This window comes from Streptomyces sp. NBC_01244 (genome assembly GCF_035987325.1).
In the GTDB taxonomy this organism is placed as follows: domain Bacteria; phylum Actinomycetota; class Actinomycetes; order Streptomycetales; family Streptomycetaceae; genus Streptomyces.
This window is the reverse complement of the sequence record NZ_CP108488.1, coordinates 408462-429666: the sequence shown is the minus strand read 5'-3', so window position 1 is coordinate 429666 and position 21205 is coordinate 408462. Positions and strand designations below refer to the sequence as shown.

The 21205-nt window shown below is 74.4% G+C and carries 14 protein-coding genes and 1 pseudogene; 10 read left to right on the top strand and 5 right to left on the bottom strand.

Annotated elements, in window-relative coordinates:
* The first annotated feature begins 63 nt into the window (after positions 1-63).
* The 7 genes from OG247_RS01780 (at position 64) to OG247_RS01750 (ending at position 10641) form a co-directional block, all read left to right on the top strand.
* On the top strand, positions 64-1716 hold the full coding sequence (locus OG247_RS01780; RefSeq protein ID WP_327250481.1) for a nitroreductase family protein: 1653 nt from the start codon (positions 64-66) through the stop codon (positions 1714-1716).
* A 13-nt stretch (positions 1717-1729) separates the two neighbouring features.
* On the top strand, positions 1730-4591 hold the full coding sequence (locus OG247_RS01775) for a lantibiotic dehydratase (RefSeq protein ID WP_327250480.1): 2862 nt from the start codon (positions 1730-1732) through the stop codon (positions 4589-4591).
* Positions 4579-5679: a lantibiotic dehydratase C-terminal domain-containing protein gene (locus OG247_RS01770; RefSeq protein ID WP_327250479.1), complete on the top strand. Its 1101-nt coding sequence runs from the start codon at positions 4579-4581 to the stop codon at positions 5677-5679. The genes OG247_RS01775 and OG247_RS01770 overlap by 13 nt, the downstream gene beginning before the upstream one ends.
* Positions 5676-6800 carry a M50 family metallopeptidase gene (locus OG247_RS01765; protein WP_327250478.1) on the top strand — a complete coding sequence of 375 codons (1125 nt, stop codon included), beginning with the start codon at positions 5676-5678 and terminating at the stop codon, positions 6798-6800. The genes OG247_RS01770 and OG247_RS01765 overlap by 4 nt, the downstream gene beginning before the upstream one ends.
* Before the next feature lie 117 nt (positions 6801-6917).
* Positions 6918-7931 (top strand): ABC transporter ATP-binding protein, encoded by a 1014-nt coding sequence (locus OG247_RS01760; protein WP_327250477.1) that lies wholly within the window; start codon positions 6918-6920, stop codon positions 7929-7931.
* On the top strand, positions 7928-8683 hold the full coding sequence (locus OG247_RS01755; protein WP_327250476.1) for an ABC transporter permease: 756 nt from the start codon (positions 7928-7930) through the stop codon (positions 8681-8683). Before OG247_RS01760 ends, OG247_RS01755 begins: the two co-directional genes overlap by 4 nt.
* A complete protein-coding gene (locus OG247_RS01750; protein ID WP_327250475.1) occupies positions 8680-10641 on the top strand; it encodes a TOMM precursor leader peptide-binding protein in 1962 nt (653 codons plus the stop codon). The genes OG247_RS01755 and OG247_RS01750 overlap by 4 nt, the downstream gene beginning before the upstream one ends.
* Before the next feature lie 101 nt (positions 10642-10742).
* Here OG247_RS01750 and OG247_RS01745 read toward each other — a convergent pair whose 3' ends face one another.
* Positions 10743-10916, bottom strand: a complete 174-nt coding sequence (locus tag OG247_RS01745; RefSeq protein ID WP_007268044.1) for a thiazolylpeptide-type bacteriocin — start codon at positions 10914-10916, stop codon at positions 10743-10745.
* 166 nt (positions 10917-11082) lie between these two features.
* Here OG247_RS01745 and OG247_RS01740 point away from each other — a divergent pair, with 166 nt between their 5' ends.
* Complete coding sequence (locus OG247_RS01740; protein ID WP_327250474.1) at positions 11083-12366, top strand: amidohydrolase; 1284 nt, start codon at positions 11083-11085, stop codon at positions 12364-12366.
* A 12-nt stretch (positions 12367-12378) separates the two neighbouring features.
* Here OG247_RS01740 and OG247_RS01735 read toward each other — a convergent pair whose 3' ends face one another.
* Complete coding sequence (locus OG247_RS01735) at positions 12379-12753, bottom strand: cupin domain-containing protein (protein ID WP_327257306.1); 375 nt, start codon at positions 12751-12753, stop codon at positions 12379-12381.
* Between OG247_RS01735 and OG247_RS01730 the strand changes: the two genes are divergently transcribed.
* A complete protein-coding gene (locus tag OG247_RS01730) occupies positions 12688-13044 on the top strand; it encodes a zinc-binding dehydrogenase (RefSeq protein ID WP_327257305.1) in 357 nt (118 codons plus the stop codon). The two genes, OG247_RS01735 and OG247_RS01730, sit on opposite strands and share 66 nt — an antisense overlap.
* 108 nt (positions 13045-13152) lie before the next feature.
* On the opposite strand, the pseudogene OG247_RS01725 reads toward OG247_RS01730, so the two are convergent.
* Positions 13153-14078 (bottom strand): annotated as a pseudogene (locus OG247_RS01725) (ATP-binding protein); the annotation flags it as partial.
* Between the two features lie 481 nt (positions 14079-14559).
* On the opposite strand from OG247_RS01725, the gene OG247_RS01720 reads away from it, so the two are divergent.
* Positions 14560-15438 (top strand): GNAT family N-acetyltransferase, encoded by an 879-nt coding sequence (locus tag OG247_RS01720; RefSeq protein ID WP_327250473.1) that lies wholly within the window; start codon positions 14560-14562, stop codon positions 15436-15438.
* A gap of 70 nt (positions 15439-15508) precedes the next feature.
* Here the strand turns inward: OG247_RS01720 and OG247_RS01715 are convergent, their stop codons facing one another.
* Both OG247_RS01715 and OG247_RS01710 read right to left on the bottom strand, forming a co-directional pair.
* Entirely contained in the window at positions 15509-17290 is a 1782-nt protein-coding gene (locus OG247_RS01715) for a hypothetical protein (RefSeq protein WP_327250472.1), read from the bottom strand.
* Positions 17287-21201 carry a DUF5682 family protein gene (locus OG247_RS01710; RefSeq protein ID WP_442813197.1) on the bottom strand — a complete coding sequence of 1305 codons (3915 nt, stop codon included), beginning with the start codon at positions 21199-21201 and terminating at the stop codon, positions 17287-17289. Before OG247_RS01710 ends, OG247_RS01715 begins: the two co-directional genes overlap by 4 nt.
* Between the last annotated feature and the right edge of the window lie 4 nt (positions 21202-21205).

Genomic DNA, 21205 nt, shown 5'->3' with positions numbered 1-21205 from the left:
CTTACCCCGGCTCCCCCACCCCGCCCGCCGCCACCGGCGCCCGCCCCGAACGCAGGAGGACCCATGGGCTACGCCCATGTCTACGCCCACGAGATCATGCACCGCGGCCGGGTGCCGATGGAGCCCGCCGACTTCGTACCCGACTGGGCCGACCGGCCCCGCAAGGCCAAGTTCCACCCGGACGCCGAGACGATCCCGCTGCCGGACGGGCCGGATGAGCAGGCGGGGTCGACGGACGGGGCCGGGCCCGGGCCCGTGCCGGGATTCACCCTCCCGCTGCTGTCGGGGATGCTCAGGGACTCGTACGGGCTGACCGGGCGGCGGCTCGCGGTGCAGGCCAACACCGACCTGGCCGCGCTGCCGCACTATACGCACGCGAACTGGTCCCGGGGCACCGCCTCGGGCGGCGGGCTCTACCCGGTGGCCATCCACTGGGTGTCCGGACCGGGCGGGCCCCTCACCCCGGGGATCCACCACTACGCGCCGCACCAGCACGGGCTGCGGCGGCTGCTGACGGGCGACGTGACCGCGGAGGTCCGGGCGGCCCTCGGCGCCGGGTCGGGCGGGGGCGCGATCGGCGGCGCGGGCGGGAGCGCGGGCGGGAGCGCGGCCCCGGGCGGTGGCGTGGCCGCGGAGGCGACCCAGTACCTGGTCCTCAGCGTCAAGTACTGGCAGAACGCGTTCAAGTACAACAGCTTCTCCTTCCACGCCGTGAGCATGGACGTGGGCGCACTGGTGCAGACCTGGCGGCTCTGGGCGGCGCAGTACGGGCTGCGGATCGACCCCGTGCTCTGGTTCGACGAGGAACGCCTGGCCCGGCTGCTGGGCGTGGCGCCGCAGGAGGAAGGCGTCTTCGCGGTGGTGCCGCTGACCTGGGCGGGGGCGCCCTCCGGCGACGGAGCTCCGGTCCCGGGGACGGCCCGCACCGCGGACGTCGCCGTACGGCACCGGGACGTCGAACGCTCCCGCCGGGTCCTCGCCTTCGACACCCTGCTCCGCATCCACGAGGCCACCGCCGGGCGCGCCGCCGAACGTCCCGCGCCGGGGGCGCTGGACGCGGCCGCCGCGTTCCCGCCGCGGGGCGCCGGACCGCTGCCGCTGCCCGCACCCCCCGCGCCGCCGGCCGCCACCACACGCGCCCTGCGCGAACGCCGCAGCAGCTTCGGCCGCTTCGACGCCTCCCGGCCGGTCGAGGCCGAGCAGCTCGCCGCCGCGCTGGCCGACTGCGCGGCCACCGGGTACGGAACGGAGGCCGAGCGCCCGGGCGGGCCCCCGCTCACCGCGCTGTACGCGTTCGTCAACCACGTGGCGGGCATCGCCCCCGGCGCCTACGCGTACGACCCGGCCGCGCACACCCTGCGCCCGGTGAAACCGGGCCCGCCCGGCCCCTTCCTCCAGCGCAACTACTTCCTGTCCAACTACAACCTGGAGCAGGCGGCCGCGGTGCTCGTGCCCACGGTCCGCACCACGGCCGTCCTCGACGCCGTGGGTGACCGCGGCTACCGGCTGGTCGGCGGCACCGTCGGAGCCGTCGCGCAGACCTTCTACACCACGGCCGCCGCTTTCGGACTGGGCGCCGGCGTGGCCCTCGGCTTCGACAACATCGCGTACATCGAGGAGCTGGGGCTGACCGGGACCGACGAGGCACCCCTGCTGATCATGCTGCTGGGCCACGAGCGCCCGCGGCCGGCCGACTTCCGTCACGAAACAGCCTGAAAGGAGCGGGGAGATGGACACCACCGAGTGGCATGCGGGCGACCGCTTCATGCTGCGGGTCGCGGGGCTCGCGCTGTCGGCGGTCGAGGGACTGCGCGCCGCCGACACCCACCGCTGGGCCGAAGACGTCCTCGCCGCCGAGGCGGCGCTGCGCGAGGGCGCCGAGCGGCTGGGCGACGTACTGTACGAGGCGGTCGGTGCCACCGACCCGGCGCCGGACGGGCCGGGCGCGGCCCGGCGCCGCGCACTGCTGAAGCTGCGCCGCCAGATCCACAACGACCGGTTGCCGTCCCGCCCGGACGCGTCCACGCAGACGGCGGTGGAGGCCGTCGCGCTCGTGGACGAGGCTTCCGCCGAGCGGCTCGCCGGCTGGCTGCACCGGCGCCGGCTGCTGGACAAACTGCTGGCCGAGGGCCCGTCGCTGCTCAGGGGGGACCTGGTCCGCAACCGGGCCGCGCTGCGGGAGCTGGTGGCCGACGACCGGCTGCGGCTCGGGATGCTGCTGGCATCGCCGGTGCTCGAAGGGCAGCTCGACGGGTACGCGCGCACCCCGGGCGTGCCGGGCGGGCGGGCCCGCAAGGTCGAGCGGTCGGTCCTGTCGTACGTGTACCGCACGGCCTGCAAGACGAGCCCGTTCAGCACCTTCACCGCGGTGGCGACGGGCCGATTCACGAGCGGTGGCGTCTCGGGCGGTGGCGTCACGAGCGGTGGCCTCAAGCGCGGTGGCCGCACGGAGGTGGGCGCAGCGGCTCGTCCCCCAGTCGACGCAATGCGCGTGGCCGACGCGTGGACCAGCCACGTCCGGCTCAACGTCGTGGTCCTCGCCCGGCTCGCCGAGCTGATCCTGGCCGACCCGGTGCGCCGCCGCGACCTGCCGGTGCGCCTGGCCTCCGGCTGGGGCCACGAGGAGGACCGGATCCGCTACGTGCGCCGCTCGGTCACCGCCGGAGACGACGCGGCCGCCGTCACCTTCGACGCCGTCAAGGACCGGCTGTTCTTCCTGCGCCGCAGCGGCACCCTGGACCGCCTCCTCGGCCTGTTCTCCGAGCGCCCCGAGCTGCGGCACCGGGAGCTCACCGACTGGTTGGCCGCCGAGCAGGACGCCGACCCCGCGGACTGCGAGGCGTACGTCTCCGCTCTCCTCCAGCTCGGCATGGTCCGCGTGCCCTGCCTGGACACCGAGGTGCACAGCGGGGACCCGCTGCGCTCCTTCCAGCGCTCGCTCGCCTCCCTGGAACGGCCCTGGGCCGACCGGCTCGCGGCCCTGCTCGAAGCGCCCGCCGAAGCCCTGGCCGGCTATCCGGCGGCCGGGCACGCGGAGCGCGCCGGGCTGCTGCGGGCCCTGCGCACCGGACTGCGCCGGGTCCAGGAGGAACTCGGCGCACCGGACGCGGCGTTGCCGCAGACCCTGCTCTACGAGGACGTGAGCGCGGGCCGCGAGATCCCCTGCCCCGCCCCGGACTGGGCCGCGCTGCGCTCGGTCGAGCGGATCCTGCCCGCCTTCGACCTCACTCTGGCACAGCGGATCACCTTCGAGGGGTTCTTCACGGCCCGGTACGGCGCCGGCGGCCGCTGCGAGGACCTGCTGGGGCTGGTGCACGACTTCCACGAGGACTTCTTCGACCAGTACCTCTCGTTCACCGCCCGGCGCCGTCCCTTCGACGAGCACGGCGAGTACGTCGCGGAGGAGAACTGGCTGGGCCTGCCGGCCATCCGCGCCCTGGACTCGGCGCGCCGCGCCTTCATCGGCCGGATGCGTCAGGCCTGGACGGCGTACGGGGCCACGGCCGCCGAGGCGGCGGACCACCCGACCGTGCTCCGCCTCGAAGCGGCGGACCTGACGGCGGTCGCCACGGAACTCACTTCGCTGACATCCGAGTTCGCGCCACGCTGTCACCATCTCCAGCTCGCCCGGGACCCCGCCGACGGCTCCGCGCTGACCGTGCTGAACCGCTCGTACGGCGGACTCTCCTTCCCCTTCAGCCGGTTCACGCAGGTGTACGACCAACCGGACGGGGCGTCCGCCGACTTCTCCGGGGAACTGCGGGACACCGCACACCGGTTCACCCCTCCCGGCGCGGTCCTCGCCGAGGTCACCGGCGGGCCCGTCACCACCAACCTCAACCTGCACGGGCAGCTCACCGACCACGAGATCGTCTGCCCCGGCGAGACCGGCACGCTCCCGCCGGACCGCCGGCTGCACCTGGACGACCTGTACGCCGAACACGTGCCCCGGACCGGCCGGGTGGTGCTCCGCTCCCGCCGACTGGGGTGCGAGGTGATCCCCGTCTACCTCGGCTACCTGGTGCCGCTCGCCCTGCCCGCGATCCCGCGCACCCTCCTGCTGCTGTCCCCGTCGTCGATGTCCCCGCTCGACGTGTGGGCGGGCGTACCGGAGGGGCCGGTGCGCGACAACGTCACCTCGCGGCCCCGGGTGGTCCACGGGGACGTGGTGCTCAGCCGGCGCAGCTGGACCACCACGGCGGGGCACCTGCCTGTCCAAGGGGCCGAGGAGGCCGGGCACTTCCTCGGCTGGCAGCGCTGGCGGCGCCTCCACGGCCTGCCGGAGCAGGTGTTCGCGACCGTCTCGGCCGGCCCCTCGGCCGCAGGGGCCAAGCCGAGTTACGTCGACTTCGCGAGCCTCCTCTCGCTCGCGGCCTTCGAGACGCTGCTGCGCGATCCGCACCACCGCGTCGTCTTCCGCGAGATGCTCCCCGACCCCGGTGGTCCGCACGTGCGGACGGCGCGCGGCGGCCATGTCGCGGAGCTGGCCGTGGAGACCTTCACCACGACAGCGCCCAGAGAGCCCGAAGAACCCAGGCGACCCAGAGAAGCCAGGGAAGACCAGGAAGGCGGCCCCCGATGTCAGAGCTGACCCCGTCCACCCCCTCCACCCCGCCCCCCGCCGGGGCGCCGGGGACCCGCGGTGCCTGGCAGGCCCTGCACGTCTTCTACGCCGCCAACCCGCAGCCCCTGCTGGTCCGGTGCGTCCGCCCGCTCATCGCCGAACTCACCGCCGACGGGCTGCTCGCCGGTCACTTCTTCATCAACTACTGGCTGGAGGGCCCGCACGTGCGGCTGCGGCTGCGCCCCGCCGGCCCCGAGGCGGAGCCGGAAGTGCGCCGCCGCGCCGAGGAGGCCGTCGCCGGGTTCCTCAAGACCCGTCCGGCCCTGTACGAGGTCGACTCCGGATTCCTCAACGAGTTCTACAACACGCTCTTCGACATCGAGTTCCCGGAAGGGGACCGGGCCGCCTTCATGGGCCCCGACGGCCGGATGAACCTGCGCCCCAACAACTCCTTCTCCTGGGAGCCGTACGAGCCCGAATTCGGAAAGTACGGCGGTCCCGCGGGCATCGAACTGGCCGAATGGCACTTCGCCCGCTCCAGCGAGCTCGTCATCGACGCCCTGCACCGCATGAACCTGCACCTGCGGACCGTCCTGCTGGGGACCTCCGCCCAGCTGATGATGGTCATGGCGGCCGTCTTCCTGCCCGAGCGCGAGGAACTCACCGGATACCTCGACCGGTACTACGAGTTCTGGCACCAGGCCTTTCCGGGAACCGGCTTCATCGGCTCCGAGGAGTACGACCGCACCTACGGGCAGACCGCCCCCGGGCTCTCCCGCCGCTTCGGTGCCGTGCGGGAGGCGCTCGCCTCCGGGCAGACCGGCCGGCTCCCGGCCTTCCTCGCCGGATGGGCGGAGCACTGCCGGGAGCTGCGCGAGCGCGCGGAGGAGCTTGCCGTCGGCGGGGAGCTGGTCTTCCGTTCCTGGGACGGTACCCGCGACGAGCGGGTGACCGATCCCGCCGTCGCGCTGCCGCTGCTGCTCTCCCCGTACATGCACATGACCAACAACCGGCTGCACGTCACCATCCGCGACGAGGCGTACCTGGCCCATCTGCTGGGCCGGGTACTCCGTGAGGGCGCGGGCCGGGCCGAGGGTGCGGCGGTGGCCCCGTGACCGGCGCTTCCCCCGGGCCGGGCCCCGCCGGACTGCTGGAGCACCGGCCCGCCCTGCGGCCCGACGTGCTGCTGTCCGCACCCCTGCTCGACGGACCGGTCACCGTCCACCTCGTCAAGGACCCCGTTTCCGGTGCCTCGTTCGAGATCGGACCCAAGGAGTTCTTCCTCGTCTCACGGCTGGACGGCTCCCGCAGCCTTGCGGAGATCGGCGCCGAGTACGGACACGCCTTCGGCCGCCGCCTCGGCGAGGGCAACTGGCAGCAGCTGCTGGCCCTGCTCGGCAGCCGCCGACTGCTCGCCGGCGGCCCGCCGACGACCGCGCCCGGGCCGCCCCGCAAACCCCTGGAGGGCACCCTGCTCCGCGGCACGCTGCGGCTGGTCGCGGACGCCGACGCCACCACGGCACGGCTGCACCGCGCGCTGCGGCCACTGCTGCACCCCGTCCCGCTCGGCGTCCTGCTCCTGGCCTGCCTGGCCATGGAGGCGGTGCTCGCCACCTCGTTCGGGGAACTGGCCGACTCCTTCGGGTGGTTGTTGCGCAGACCGGTGCCGCTGGCCGCGGTGGCCACCCTCATGTGGCTGAGCACCGCCCTGCACGAGTTCGCACACGGCATCGCGGCCCGCCACGTCGGCGGTACCGTGGGGGAGATCGGCCTGCGGTGGCGGCTCCCGGTCGCCATCATGTACTGCACCGTGGACAACTACCGCTTCCTGGAACGGCGTAGGCACCAGGTGGCCGTCGCCTCCGCGGGCGCGTACGCCAACCTGCTGTTCCTGCTCCCCTTCTTCGGCTGGTGGGCGGCGCTCCCCGCAGGCGACCCCACCCGGCGGGTGCTCGGCGCACTGCTGCTCATCGGCAGCGCGCAGGCCCTCGTCAACCTGATCCCGCTGCCCCCGCTCGACGGCTACACGATGCTCGGCCACGCCCTGCGCGTCACCCGGCTGGCGCCCGCCAGCTCGGCGTACCTGCGGCTGCGGACAAGCGACCGGGCCGCCGCGGCCGCATACCCGCCGCGGGCGCGCCGGCTCTACCTCGGATACGGCATCGGCTCCGCCGTGCTCGTCCTGGCACTGGCGGCCGGTCTCGCGGGGGCCGTCTGGCACGCCGCCACCACTTGACCACGCCCCACACCCACGCCCACATCCACGCCCACATCCACACCCACACCTCGAACCGACGCCCCACGCCCGCCCGAACACCGGCACCACGGACACAGACAAAGGGACGCACGACCCATGACGACTGACAACACCCAGCCGCCCGACTCCCCGGCCATCGCCGTGCACGAGGTGCACAAACGCTACGGCGACCGCCGGGCGGTCGACGGGGTCTCCCTCGACGTGCGCCGCGGCGAGTTCTTCGGACTGCTCGGCCCCAACGGGGCGGGCAAGACGACCCTCATCGAGATCATGGAGGGACTGCGGCAGGCCGACGGCGGCACGGTCACCGTCCTCGGCCGGAGTCCCTGGCCCCGCAACACCGACCTGCTGCCCCGGATGGGCGTGCAGACCCAGGCCTCGGCCTTCTTCGTACGGCAGAGCGCGCGCGAGCACCTCGTCACGGTCGCGGGCCTGTACCGCTGCGCACCGGCGGCCGCCGACCGCACGCTGGAGAGCGTGGGGCTCACCGAGCAGCGGCACGTCCTCGTGGAGGACCTCTCCGGCGGCCAGCGCCAGCGCCTGGCCATCGCCTCCGCCCTCGTCCACAGCCCGGAGCTGATCTTCCTGGACGAGCCGACGGCCGCCCTCGACCCGCAGGCCCGCCGCGATCTGTGGGAGGTGCTGCGCGCCCTCAAGAGCGAGGGCCGCACGATCGTCTACACGACCCACCACCTCGACGAGGCCGAGGCGCTGTGCGACCGCGTCGCCATCCTCGTCGACGGCCGGATCGCCGCCCTCGACTCCCCGCACCGGCTGGTCACCGCGGCCGGAGCGCCCTCGCGGCTGCTGCTGCCCGTGGGCCGGATCGGTGTCGAGGAGGCCGCTGCCCTGTCCGGCGTGGACCGGGCCACGGTCCAGGGCGGCTCCCTGGTGTTGGAGACCTCGGCTCCCGGCAAGGTGCTCCGGGCCGTCGACGCGCTCACCGGACTGGAAGGGGTGATGACCCGTACGGCCACCCTGGAGGACGTGTACCTCGAACTCACCGGCGCCGCGCGCCCTGGTCCCGTACCGCCGGGCTCCGTACCCCCGCCCGCCTCGCACATCGGTTCCCAGGCCGGCCCCCACGCACAGACGGAGCACCAGGCATGAGCGCGTACACGGTCCTGACCGCCGCCGGCTACCGGGCGCAGGTCCGGGACAAGGCCACCCTCTTCTTCACCTTCGCCTTCCCCCTCCTCTTCCTCGTCGTCTTCGGCCTGATCTTCAGCGGGCAGGACGTCGAGGAGACCGGCCGCCCCTACATCTCGTACATCGCGCCCGGGGTGATGTCGTGGGGCGTGGCGAACGCGGCCGTCTTCGGCATCGCGTTCACCCTGATGCAGTGGCGCCGCGACGACCTGCTGCGGCTGATCCGGCTGACGCCCACTCCGCTGACCACCGTGCTCGCCTCGCGGTACGTACTGGCCCTGGCCGTCGGCGTGGTGCAGGCGGCCGTGTTCATCGCGGTGGCGATGCTGCCCGGTTTCGGGCTGGTCCTGGACGGACGCTGGCCGCTGGTACTGCCCGCGCTGGTGCTCGGGATCACCGCGTTCCTCGCGATCGGCGTGATCGTCGGCACGTACGCGAACACCCCGGAGGCCGTCGCGGCCATCGCCAACTGCCTGATGGTGCCCATGGCGTTCCTGTCGGGCTCGTTCCTGCCGCTGGACATGATGCCCGCCTGGCTCCGGTCGGTCTCGCGCGCCCTGCCGCTGCGCTACCTCAACGACGCCGCGACCGGCGCGCTCACCGGCAGCGGCTCCCTCTCCACCCTCTGGACCGGCTGCGCGGTACTGCTCGGATTCGCCCTCCTCTTCGGCGCGATCGGGCTGAAGACCTTCCGCTGGAGCAACCGGACATGACGACGACCCCCGTCCCGGTGCGCGACCCGCGCCCACCGCACCCCTCCGCCCCCGACGGGACCGCCCTGGAAGCTGCCCGCCGGGACCTCGCCGCGGAGCTGGGACCGCTCGGCGCCGTGGTCGTGACCCTCGGCGTCCACGACGCCCTGGGCCCGCGCGCCGCGGACCCGTTCGCGGCGGTCCGGCCGGGCGCGAGCGTGCACCTCACCGCGCGGGAGGTGCTCGTCGGCCCGTGGGGCGGCGACGGCACAGCTCCGGCGTGCGGGCAGTGCCTGGCAATGCGCCGCCAGCGGCTGCGCAGCCGCAGCGAGCGCGACGCGCTGGAGACGGGCGGGGGACCGGGCACCCCCGCGGGTCCCGAGTGGCCCCGGCTGTCCCCGTACGCGCGGGACGCGGCGTACGGGCTGTACGAGGCCGTCCAGGGCGGCCGGGTCGGCGCACCCGCCGGGGCGGCGGCCGACCGGGCCCTGCCCCAGGTGTCCCGGCTGGACCTGGAGACCCTGCGGATCCGGACGTACCCGCTGCTCGCCGACCCGCTGTGCCCGGACTGCGGCCCGCGCGGCACCGATGCACCGCGGCCCTTCGTACCCGCCTCCAGGCCCAAACCCGATCCGGGCGCGCAGCGGCTGCGGGCCGCCTCCTCGTACCCGATGCCGTACGGGGCGCTGGCCAACCCGGTGACGGGCGTGCTCGGCGGCGGCACCTGGCTCAACGTCACCTCCCCGACCACCGCGCCCGTCGCGGGCAGCGTGTTCATGCGCGGGTACGCGGGACTCACCGACGTCACCTGGAGCGGCCAGGCCAACAGCTTCGCCGCGAGCCGCGACCTCGCCTTCCTGGAGGGGCTCGAACGGTACGCCGGCACCCACCGCCGCACCGGGAACACCCTGCTCACCGCCTCCTACGCGGAACTGGGAGAGCGCGCCCTGCACCCGGCCGAGTGCGGCTTCTACGCCCCGCAGACCTACCGCGACGACCCCCTGCTGTCCCCCTTCGACCCCGAGCGGCCGATCCCGTGGGTCTACGGGCACTCGCTGCGCGACGACCGCCCGGTCCTGGTGCCGGCCCGGCTGGTGCACTACAGCGCGGGCCTCGCCGCCGACAACTTCGTCTTCGAGTGCTCCAACGGCTGCGCCATCGGCAGCTGCCTCGAGGAAGCCCTGCTCGGAGCGCTCCTCGAACTCGTCGAGCGGGACGCGTTCCTGCTCGCCTGGTACGGCGGACTGTCGTTGACCGAGATCGACTTGGCGACCGTACCGGGAACGGCGGTCCGTACGATGGCCGACCGGGCAGCCCTCCAGGGGTACGACGTGCACGCCTTCGACAACCGTGTCGACCTCGCGGTACCGGTGGTCACCGGGCTGGCGGTACGGCGCGACGGCGGCCCGGGACTGTTCTCCTTCGGTGCGGGCGCCGCGCTCGATCCGGCGACCGCGGTGGAGGCGGCCCTGTCCGAGGTGCTCACGTACATTCCGCACCTGCCCCGCCAGGTCGAGGAACGGCGGGACGAACTGGAGGCGATGGCGGGGGACTTCGACCGCGTGCTGCACCTGAAGGACCACGCCCAGCTGTACGGGCTGCCGGCCATGGCCCAGTACGTAGCGCCCTACCGGGAGCCCGTGGGCGTGCGCGCGATGGAGGAGGTCTACCAGGCCTGGGAGGAGAGCGGACGTCCGAGGACCGGGGATCTGCGGGACGATCTGCGGTGCGTCACCGACGAGTTGGTGCGCGCGGGCCACGACGTGATCGCCGTCGACCAGACCACACCGGAGCAGCGGCGGATCGGACTGCACACCGTCTGCGCGGTGGTGCCGGGGCTGCTGCCCATCGACTTCGGGTGGTCCCGACAGCGGGCCCCGTACCTGCCGCGACTGCGGAGCGCGCCGCGACGGGCCGGTCTTCGGGCGGCCGAACTCACCGACGCCGACATCCGGATGGTCCCGCACCCCTTCCCCTAGGCGTTCTCCCGCCGGTCCCCCGTACGGGCGGATGCCCCGGTCCTCGCACGCGAGGACCGGGGCATCCGCTGCTGCGCACCCCAAGGGTGGGTCAGACGGGGTCAGGCGGAACAGGAGGTGGTGCTCGTGGTCGAGGAACACGTCGAGGTGGAGCTGCAGCTCGTGGAACCGGCGAGCACGACCTCGCTGGCGTCCGAGTAGTCGGAGATCTCGAAGGTCTCGGACTCCAGCTCCAGGATCTCGTCGGCGAGCGAGGCGAGCGGCGACTTCTCCATGGTGACTCCTTCAGGCGTGGGGACGGGCACCGGGACGTGCTGTGCCCGCCCCCCATCAGAGCCGGTGCCTGCCGCACGGGACACGTCGCGCCGCTGACACTCCGCTGACACAAGATGTCAGCGCTCTGCCCTGCCCCCTCCCACCCCGCGGGGCGATCATGGCGGCATGACCGGCCACGCACCCGTACCCGTACCCGCGCCCGCCCCCGCACCGCTCGCCCGACTCGAAGGCTCACTGCGCGACCTGACCGCCTTCTACCTGGAACTGCACCGCGATCCGGAGCTGTCGGGCCTGGAGCGGCGTACGGCCGAACGCTTCGCCGGGCGGCTGGAGGCGGCCGGGTACGCGACCACGCGCGGCATCGGCGGACACGGAGTGGCCGGGGTACTGCGCAACGGGGACGGGCCCACGGTCCTGCTGCGGGCCGAACTCGACGCCCTGCCGATGCGGGAAACCAGCGGACTGCCGTACGCGGCCGAGGGGGAGGCGGCGCACGCCTGCGGGCACGACCTGCACCTGGCCGCGGCCGCGGGCACCGCCACGCTGCTGGCCGAGACACCGGGAGCCTGGCGCGGCACCCTGGTGGTGGTCGGGCAGCCCGCCGAGGAGACGCTGGAAGGGGCCCGGGCGATGCTCACCGACGGCCTCTACCGGCGCTGCGGCCGGCCGGACGACGCCCTGGCCCAGCACGCCGCGCCGCTCCCGGCCGGGATGGTCGCGCACGGGTACGGGCCGGTGACGGCCGGCAGCGTCACCTTCAGGGTGGTGGTGCACGGCCGGGGCGGGCACGCGGGCGCCCCGCACCTCGCCGTGGACCCGGTGGTGACGGCGGCCCACGTGGTGACCCGCCTTCAGACGGTGGTGGCGAGGGAGGCCGCGCCGGCCGAGCAGGTGGCGGTGACCGTCGGCTCCTTCCGGGCCGGGGACCGGGCCAACATCATCCCCGACCGCGCCGAACTGGCCCTCACGGTCAGGGCGGTGGGCGAGCACTCGCTCGCCCGGGCCGCCGCGGCGGTGGAGCGGATCGTGCGCGCCGAGTGTGCTGCGGCGGACTGCCCCCGGGAGCCGGAGATCGTCCGGCTCTCGGTCTCCCCCGTCACCCATCCCGATCCCGGGGCGACGGCGGCCCTACGGGAGGCGCACGCGGCCGAGTTCGGGCCGGAGAGGGTGGCGCTCTGGCCGCCCTCGCTCGCCACGGAGGACTTCGCCCTGTTCGGCGACGCGGGCCTGGACGTGCACGGCGAGCGGGGCATCCGGCTCGGCTACTGGATGCTGGGCACCGTCGGCCCGGCCGCCTGGTCCCGGGCGCCCGGCCGTACGGCGGCCGAGAAGCTGGCCGCCCTGCCGGCCAACCACGCGCCGGACTTCGCCCCCGACGCCCGCACCGCGCTGCCCGCCGGGGTCCGCGCCCTGACCACCGCGGCACTGACCCGCCTCGGGTCCCCGTAACGGTCCCCAGGATCAGGAACCGCTTCGACGATCTGAAGGACGCCGGGCCGATCGAGCAACGGCCGAAAGATGGTCGCGCCTCGGGCGGGCGGCTCGTCGAACCAGAAGCGCAGGATGTACAGCCGGCAGGAGGGGGCGAGCGCGGGACGGGTCCAGCTGGTAGGCCCCGCAGAGCACTACGGTGGCCGGACCGCCGTCTCCGCTCCGGTCGACGCTGTCCGAGGCATAGGCGTCGTACAGCTCGTGGTCGCCGCGGCCTCCTTCAATCCCGCCGAGGCCGCTCTGCGTGCCGGACTGCTGCGCGAACGCTGCGGCCCTCCCATGGCCGACTACACCGCCGGGCCGGTGGGCGCGGCGCTCGACGGCCCGGTGGACACCCTGCTCAATCTCGTCCCGCTGAGTCCGCCGGACGCCGCAGCTCTGGCACGTGTGCTGCGGCAGGGCGGGAGGCTCGTGTCGATCGCAACCCCGATCGAGCCGTCCGCCGATGCCGGGGTGAGCGCCGTGCACATGGTCGCCCGCAACGATGTCGCGCAGCTTGCGGCGCTCGTGGAACTCGTCGACGCGACTGTGCTCGGCATCGACATCGGCGACCTCCGTCCCCTGGCAGGCTTCGCCGACGTCCACCGCCGCAGCGAAGAGGGCCAGACCCGAGGCAAGGTCATCATCACCCCTTGACCCCGCCGGTGCGCAGCCCCGCCGTCTTGCGGCTACGTAGAAGGCCAGTACCGCGCTCTGTGTGGCTGCTCAGCGGGACGTCCTTCGTCACGCCTTTCCGTGTCCGGCGGCGGCGTTGAGGATGTGGCGGATGATGGCAGCGGCTTCGTTCGGGTGGTGGTCCAGCCAGCTGGTGAGGTGCTCGCGGACGACCTCCTGGACGTAGGAGTCGGCTTCGGGATTGGAGAGTTTGGTCCGGGTGGAGCCCTCGAAGACGGGGCGGGCGAGCTTCACAGAGATGACTGCGGTCAGCCCCCGGTAGACGGCTTCGGCAGTGATGTCTTCGCCACGGCGACGTAGTCTCGTAGACCCTCTGTGTGGTGGTAGCGGACCGGACGCTCCGGACGCTCGTCGGTGAGTGAGATGGCCAGGCCCCCGTGGAGGAAGGCCAGTTCCTGGAGGCGCTGCGACAGCGTGGCGAAGGAATACAGGGTGGTCTCGAAGATGTCGCCGTCGGGCAGGAACACCAGCGTGGTGCCGTGTCCGCTGTTCGCCTCGTGCCTCGTCAGCGCCGTGGTCGGGATGCCCTTCTCGTACTCCTGGGTCCAACGGTGGCCGTCTCGGTGGATCTCGACCGTGAGACGGCTCGACAGCGCGTTGACCACGCACAGGCCCAGGCAGCCGAGCCCGCCGGACACCCAGTAGCCGGTGCGGGGCTTGGAGCCGAAGGAAGACTCCGTCAGCTCGCGTTCGACGGCCGTCTTACCGTCGGGCCCCTGTACCTCGACGGGCAGGCCCCGCCCGTTGTCCGCGACGCGAACGCCGCCTTCGGCGGTGATGGTGATGTCGATGGTGTCCGCGTGGCCCGCAACGTACTCGTCGACGGCGTACGCGACGACCTCGTACACCAGTTGATGCAGGCCGCGCTCGCCGATGGAGCCGATGTACATGCCGGGGCGCTTGCGTATCGCCTCGCGGCCCTCGAGCACCTGGATGTGACTGGCGTCGTACTCGCTCGCGTTCACGGGTTGACTGGGGTTGCCGGACTCGGTCATGAAGCACCCTTCCTGGGTCGTCCAGTGCATGTGTGTGGGTGGGTGTCACCGAAGGGCCGACGCGGCTTCCACGCCGTCGGCCGTGCAGGTACATCCTATTCAAGCTGAAGGTAAATCAGCAGGTCAGGGCCTATGTGGCGAGGTCCCGGGCGGGTGCGTCCAAGGCTTTGCCGAACCCACGGCTCTGGGAGGACGCCGCTGGGACCGGAGCTGCGCGAAGGCCCCGCCACAGGCGCGGGAGAGGCATTCCAGGAGCGGCCCGAGGGGCCTTTCGCAGCGCATTTTCCGGGCACACTCCCAGGTGGTACCTGCCTTCAGTTAAACCTTTGCCCAGGAACGGATGGCCAGCTAAGTTCGCCCAAGCCGTCCCTGTGGTTCCGGACCGGCACTGTCGACGAGGAGGTGTGGAGCACATGCGTACGAGTGCCCAGCAGGTGAGCCCGCGCACTGACCTTTGCCACCTCCTATCGACGGAGACACCTTGTCGCTTCGCATCACCCCACTGACCGACCCCGCTCACGGGGCGCACAGCCGACGCCTTGCATGGCTGGCATCCGACGCCGATTCCATCCCCGTGGGGACGGCCTTTCTCCGCCTGTTCGATGGCGGACAAGAGCACCTGGCCGAACTGACCCTCCACGTCCATCCCGCGGAGCGCCGCGAGGGCGTCGGCTCCAGGCTCCTCGACTCCGCCGTGGCAGCCGCCCGGGACAATGCCCGACGCTGCGTCAGCGCGCAGGCCGAGGCCGGATCGCCCGGCACTCGCTTCCTGCCGGCCCACGGCTTCCGCAAGGTGCTCACCTTGAGATTCGCCCGCTTGGCGCTGGCCGACGTGGACCTGACCGCCCTCGCCGAGATCATCGATCGTCCGCATCCCGGCTATCGGCTGGCGTCATGGCAGGGAACCGTCCCCGACGACTTGGCCCAGACGTTCGCCGCCTCACGCCGCGCCATGGACGACATGCCCATGGAAGACACCGACCACGGCACCGTCACCTGGGACGTGGACCGGGTCCGGGCCGCAGCGAAGGCCGTTGAAGACCGCGGAGACCAGCTGCACACGGTCGTCGCCATCGACACGGCCGACGACTCGATCGCCGGGTTCACAGAACTCGTCGTCCCCGGCAACGGCACGGGTGATGGCCAGCACTACGGCACCGGCGTGCTCCCCGAGCACCGTGGACACGGCCTCGGCCGATGGATGAAGGCCGAGTCGATCCGACAGGCCCACGGGCGCCATCCAGACCTCGGTGGCCTCCTGACCGACACCGCCGACAGCAACACGCACATGAGACACATCAGCGACAGCCTCGACTACGTGCCCACCCACACGACAGTCCAGTACCAGCTCGACCTGTAGAGACAAGCGGACGACGGGCCGGACCTGGGCATCACCTGGTCCGGCCCGTCGGCATTTTCACAACAGGCGCTCACCGGTCCGGTTGCCACGCCGCCGCGCACAGTGAGGTCTCGGCCGCCTCGGCGTACAGGGCCGCGCCCAGCCAGGCGCGGGCGAAGTCGGTCGGGTCGGCGGGGAGCAGGCGGCCGAAGGGGTCGCGGCCGCGCCGGGTGGCGGTGCGCTGCAGTTCGGCCAGGAGATCGGCGGCGGTGGGGAGGGCCGAGCGGCGCAGCTGCCCGGCGTCGGCCGACAGCGATCCGGGGACGGCCAGGAAGGGCCGTCCGGCGGCGACGGCCTGTTCGAGGCGGCGCCGCAGGAGGTGGAGCGGGGCCGGGTCCGCCCCACGGCCGGCAGGGACCTGGGCGACGGGCGGCGGTGGGACGGAGGGGAGGTCGGCACGTTGCAGCCGGTCCAGGCCCAGGTCGACGCGCCGGGCGGGATCCGCCGGATGGGCGGCCGCCAGCAGCTGGAGGCTGGGCCGGGAGTCCGGGACGAGGCGGCCGACGACGCGCAGGCGCGTGCCGGGCAGGGCCGCCAGCATCCGGAGGTTGTCGCGGTACGCCAGCGCGGGATGGTCGTGGGCCGCGGTGAGGCGGAGCGTCAGGTCCTCGCACGTGGCGAGGAGGCAGTCGCCGCCGGTCTCGCGGGCGGGGCCCAGGATCGTCACGTCGAGGAAGAGCAGGTCGCCGCCGGGAGCCTGGGAGTGCAGGGCGCGAGCGGCCTGTCCGGCGGCCGGCGGGGCCCACAGGGCGGCGATGGGTTCGTCCGTCCAGGCCGCGCCCGCCGCCTGGACCGCCTTGCTCCCGGCGCCCGCGCCGAGGCGGCCGGTGGGCGAGACGGTGGCCCCCGACAGGGCGAGCCCGGCGTGGGACAACTGGCGGTGGGTGAGCGCGGTGTCGCCCAGGCGTACGGTGCGCCCGGCAGCCGCCGTGGCACGGCCGGGGCCGCCCGGGGCGATGTCCGAGACGGTGTAGAGGCGGCCGTCGGCGGCGGCGGTCCAGGTGATGGCGCCCGCGTAGCCGCCGGCGGTGATCAGGGGTTCGGTGAACAGGCCGTACAGGCGCAGGGATCCGTCCGGTACGTAGGTCTGCCGGGCAGTGCCGCGCAGGGCGGCCAGTTCGGGGCCGGTGGCGTCGGGCAGCCGGTGGGCGGTGCCGAGCAGTTCGCGGACGGCTGCCGTGAGGTCGGCGAGGCGGTGGGCGGGGTCGGCGGAGCGGGCGGAGCGCAGCGCGGTGACGACGGAGACGGCGGCCGCAGCCGGACGGGGCAGGCCGCCGAGCTTGGCGGCGTGGGCCGCCCGCAGCAGTTCGGACTGCAGGACGGCTCCCGCGCCTTCGATGCCCGTGTCGAGCACGGCGGCGCCCGCGGCCCACAGGTGGCCGGCCGCGGCACGCTGCTCGGGGGTGGCCGCGCTCACCTCGGCATGCGGCGGCTCCGGGGATCCGGCGTCCCCGCCGGGGGACGATGGCCCGGCGTCCGCGTCGGAGGACGGGCGGGCCACGGGGTCGGCCACGGGGTCGGCGACCGGCGCGGCGGACGCGATCGCCGCCCGGTGTAGGCAGCCCGGCGCGAGCAGGCAGCCGCAGCGGATCCCGTCCGCCGTGGCCACCACCCCGGCGGGGGCGTGGAGTTCCAGGCCGGTCTCGTCGTCGACCGCGATCCGTACGGTGTCGCCGTCGCGGGTGACGGGCCGGTCGGCGATCTTGGTGATGGCGGCGTCGAGCCGCTTGCGCAGCCTGGGCGAGAGCGCGCCGACGATCTCGGCGGTCACGGCGGGCGCGACGGCGGGCAGGTGTCGGCTGTGCTGGCTCATGCGATCTTCTCCCCTACCCAGCGGGCGAGTTCGAGCGGGCTGAGGGCGGCCACCGGCATCCCTGCGGCGACGAGCTGGCCGGCGACGCCGGTCGAGTACCGGGGGCGGCCGGCGTCGTCCAGGCTCGCGCAGCCGAGTACATGGCATCCGGCTCCGACGAGGGTGCGCACCTCGGAGAGGAGCCCGCCGACCGGATGGCCCTCCTCGAAGTCGCTGATCACGACGACCAGGGTGCGGGACGGCACGGTCACCAGCGTGCGGGCGTGGCGCAGCCCGGCGGCAATGTGGGTGCCGCCGCCGACCCGTACCTCCAGCAGCAGGGACAGAGGGTCGTGCACGTGGTCGGTGAGGTCGATGACCTCGGTGGAGAAGGCGAGGAAGTGGGTGGAGACGGTGGGCACCCCGGCCAGGACGGCGGCGGTGAGGGCCGACCAGATGGTGGAGGCCTCCATGGAGCCGGAGACGTCGGTGACCAGGATCAGCCGCCAGTCGGCGGCGCGCCGGGCGCGGGAGCGGAACACCGGGTGCTCGGGGATGACCTGGACGCGGCCGTCGGGGGTCCGGCGCGCGGTGGCGAGGTTGGCGCGCAGGGTGCGGGCCAGGTCGAGCCGTCCGCCGGGGCGTCGGCTCGGGCGGGGCAGCGTCATGCCGGTCAGGGCGGGGCGCAGCCGGGTGGCCAGCTGCCGGGTGAGTTCGTCGACGAGCCGGCGGACCAGGGGGCGCAGTGCGCCGAGCCGGGCCTCGGGGAGGCCGCCCGCGTGCTGGAGGACCGTGCGCAGCAGGTCGACGGAGGGGCGGACGCGGGCGGGGTCGAGTTCTCCCAGGACGTCGCGGCGGCCGGCCGCGGCGGCCGCCGCGAGGACTTCTTCGCGGATGCCGGGGCCGAACAGGGCGGACAGTTCCTCGGACCATTCGCGGACGCCGGGGTAGGGCGCCTGGCGGCCGCCGCGGTTGCCCGCGCCGAGATCGCCGCGGGAGCCCTCGCCGCGGCCGCTGCCGTACAGCTCGTCCAACGCGGTGGCCAACGGGGCTGCTGATGGGGGCAGTTGGTCGGTACGGCGGCCGAGCACCAGTCGCCAGCGGTCGGCGGGGGCCAGGACGCGGTCGCGCGCCGGTGCGGCCTTCCCGGCCGTGCTCCCGGACGCGGCGGGCGCCGCCGGGAATGCCGTCGGCGGCAGGCCGGCCCGCTGTGCGGCCGCGCGGTCGGCGGTGCCGCCGGGCGCAGCGGCGTCCGGGGCCGGTGGGTGGCCAGGGGAGTGCGGTGGCGTACCGGTCGGACCAGGGGTCGTGGGCTCGGCCAGGGGGGCGGGTGAGGGTTCGCCGGGGCGGTGATCGCCGTCATGCGGCGGCGTCGCGGACGGTCCGCGGACGTCGGGCCCCGCCGGGAGGGCGGGGGGCAGGAGGCCCAGCCGGGCCAGGGTCCCGCGGGCGGCGAGGTCGGCGCGGGTCCACAGCGCCAGCGCGGCCGGGTCGATGCCGTCCGTGTCGGTGACCAGGCCGACCGCGTCACCGAGCCGGTCTTCCACCGCCGTGAGCAGCCGGTCGCGGGAGGCGGGGCTGAGGGTGTCGAAGCCGCCGCGCAGCGCGGGCAGGCGGTCCAGGAAAGCGGTGTCCGCGAGGTCGGCGACGCGGTCCAGCACCGGGTCGAGGACGGGGGCCATGGTCTCCAGGAGCGGGGCGGCCGCGGTGAGCAGGCCGGTGAGGCGGGCGGTCAGCGCGGTCCGGGCGGCGGCGTCGGTGGCCGCGTCAACCCAGGACGCTGTACGGGTGCCGAAGGCGCGGGCGTCCTCGTGGCCGAGCAGGACGCGGACGGCTCCGGCCGCGGCGGACATCAGCGGCGAGCCGTCGGCGGCCAGCCGGGTGAGGGCGTCGGTGAGCCGGATCCCGCCGAAGACGTCCGCGCGGTGGGCGAGTTCGAGCAGTGCTCGGGCGTCGTCGGGGTCGTCGGATCCGGTGAGGCCGTCGACCTGGCGGACGGCGGCCGAGGTGAGCAGTTCGCCGGCCGCCGCCGACCGCGCGGCGCGGTCCGGGTCCGGGCCGAGTCCGGCGATGTGGCCGGCCCGGATGCGGTCCAGCAGGCCGAGGGCGGCCAGCAGTTGGGGCAGCGTGCCGGTGGCCGGGACTGCCTCGCCCAGTTCCGTGAGCCGTTCGTCGGCCAGCGCGGGCAGTCCGCAGGCGGCGGCCTCCGCGAGCCCGTCGATGCTCTGGGCGGCGGTGGGTCCTCCGTCGTCCTGTTCGGTGCGGCGGCGTTCGCGCAGCAGGCCTTCGGCGGCCTGGGCCGGGGTGACGCCGCGGATTGCGGCGGCGGTGAGCATGGCGGCGGTGGCCGGGGTCCAGCGCACCTCCCACCGGGTGGTCAGGGCCTCGCCGGCGCCCGCGCCCGTGACGGGCGTCGAGGTGGCGTAGGGGATGCCGCAGACCGACAGCCGGCGCAGCAGGAGTTCGCGGCGGCGGTCGAGGTCCGAGCGCAAGGGGTCGAGCCGCAGGTCGCGGGCGGCGGGGCCCGTATCGGCGGGGCCGGGCAGGCCCAGGGCCGCGACCTCGTCCTCGACGGCCGGTGCCAGACCGCTGCGCGGGGCGGCGGGCGCGGGCCGGCCGGAGCGGGTGCCGACCAGGACCCGTTCCAGCGACCGGGCGACCGCGCGCCCGCGGCCGAGCGGTTCGCCCTGGGTCAGTACGGTCTGCACGGCCTCGATGAGTTCGCCGCGGCCGGGCGCGGGCAGGCCGCGCAGTCGGGCGAGGTCGCCCGCCAGCCGGACGATCTCGCGGGCATCCGCGGGCCCCGAGGGGTGGTCCTGTGCACGCAGTTCGCCACAGATCCGTACGGCCGTGGTGAGCAGTGCCTCGTCGATGGCGGCCGGACGGCCCGCCGCCTCCAGGACGAGGTGCTGCCATTCGGGGTCGCGGATGCCGGCCGGGTAGCCGGACCGCTCGTCCAGCAGCGGATAGGTGTACGGGATGAGGGAAACGGTCCAGGCCGGACCGCTGGGGAGCGCGTCCCCGGGCGGCACCGGGCCGGGCCCGGGGCCCAGCAGCGCCGGGGTGTGGAAGGCGCCCACGACCACGGCGGCCCGGCGGCCGGCGGCCGTGGCCTCGTCGATCCGGGCACGCATCCAGCGCTCGCGGGCCAGGTCCGACTCGGCCACCGCCCCGGCCCGTTCGGCGTCGTGTCGCAGTGCCCAGCCCGTGAGCAGGGCGGCGCGGCGCAGCGCCTCGGGCGAGGAGCCGGGGGCGGCGGTTTCCACCAGACGGTCCCACAGGTCCTCGCCGGGACGGCCGGTGAGGCGGGCGGTGAGCGCCTCGCGCAGCCCGGGTCCTTCGTGGCCCGCGCCGGCCGGGCGCCGGGGCTCGTGCCGGGGCTCGTGACGGGCCGGGTCGGACAGCGGAAGGTCGCAGGCGATCACGGGGATGTTGTGGCGGGCGGCCCAGCGCAGGGCGACGAGTTCGGGGGAGAAGTCGGCGAACGGGTAGAAGGCGGGCCCCCGCCCGTCCCCGCCGTCCCCGCCGTCCCTGCCGGAGGCGGCGGGGACGGCGGCCAGGGCGACGGGGGCCCGGGTGTCGGCGTGGGCGAGCCAGGGCAGCCACTCCTGCAGCTCCGCGGGGAGCTCGACGAGCAGCACCTCGGGCTTCGCCGCGTCCAGTAGTTCCGGCATGACGGCGGCGAGCGAAGGCGCGTGGTGGCGCACGCCGATGAGGTACGGGGCGGTGGGGTCGGTCAGGGCCGCCACCGCCTCGTCCGGAGTCATGGCGGGGGCGGTGGAGTTGGACGGGGTCGTGGAGCCGGACGGGGTGGTGGAGCAGGACGGGGTCGTGGAGCCGGACGGGGCGGTGGAGCCGGCAGGAGCGGTGGAGCCGGACAGGGCGGTGGAGGCTTCCGCAGTGGTGGCGGACGCCGGGGACGGAACGGTCATGGCG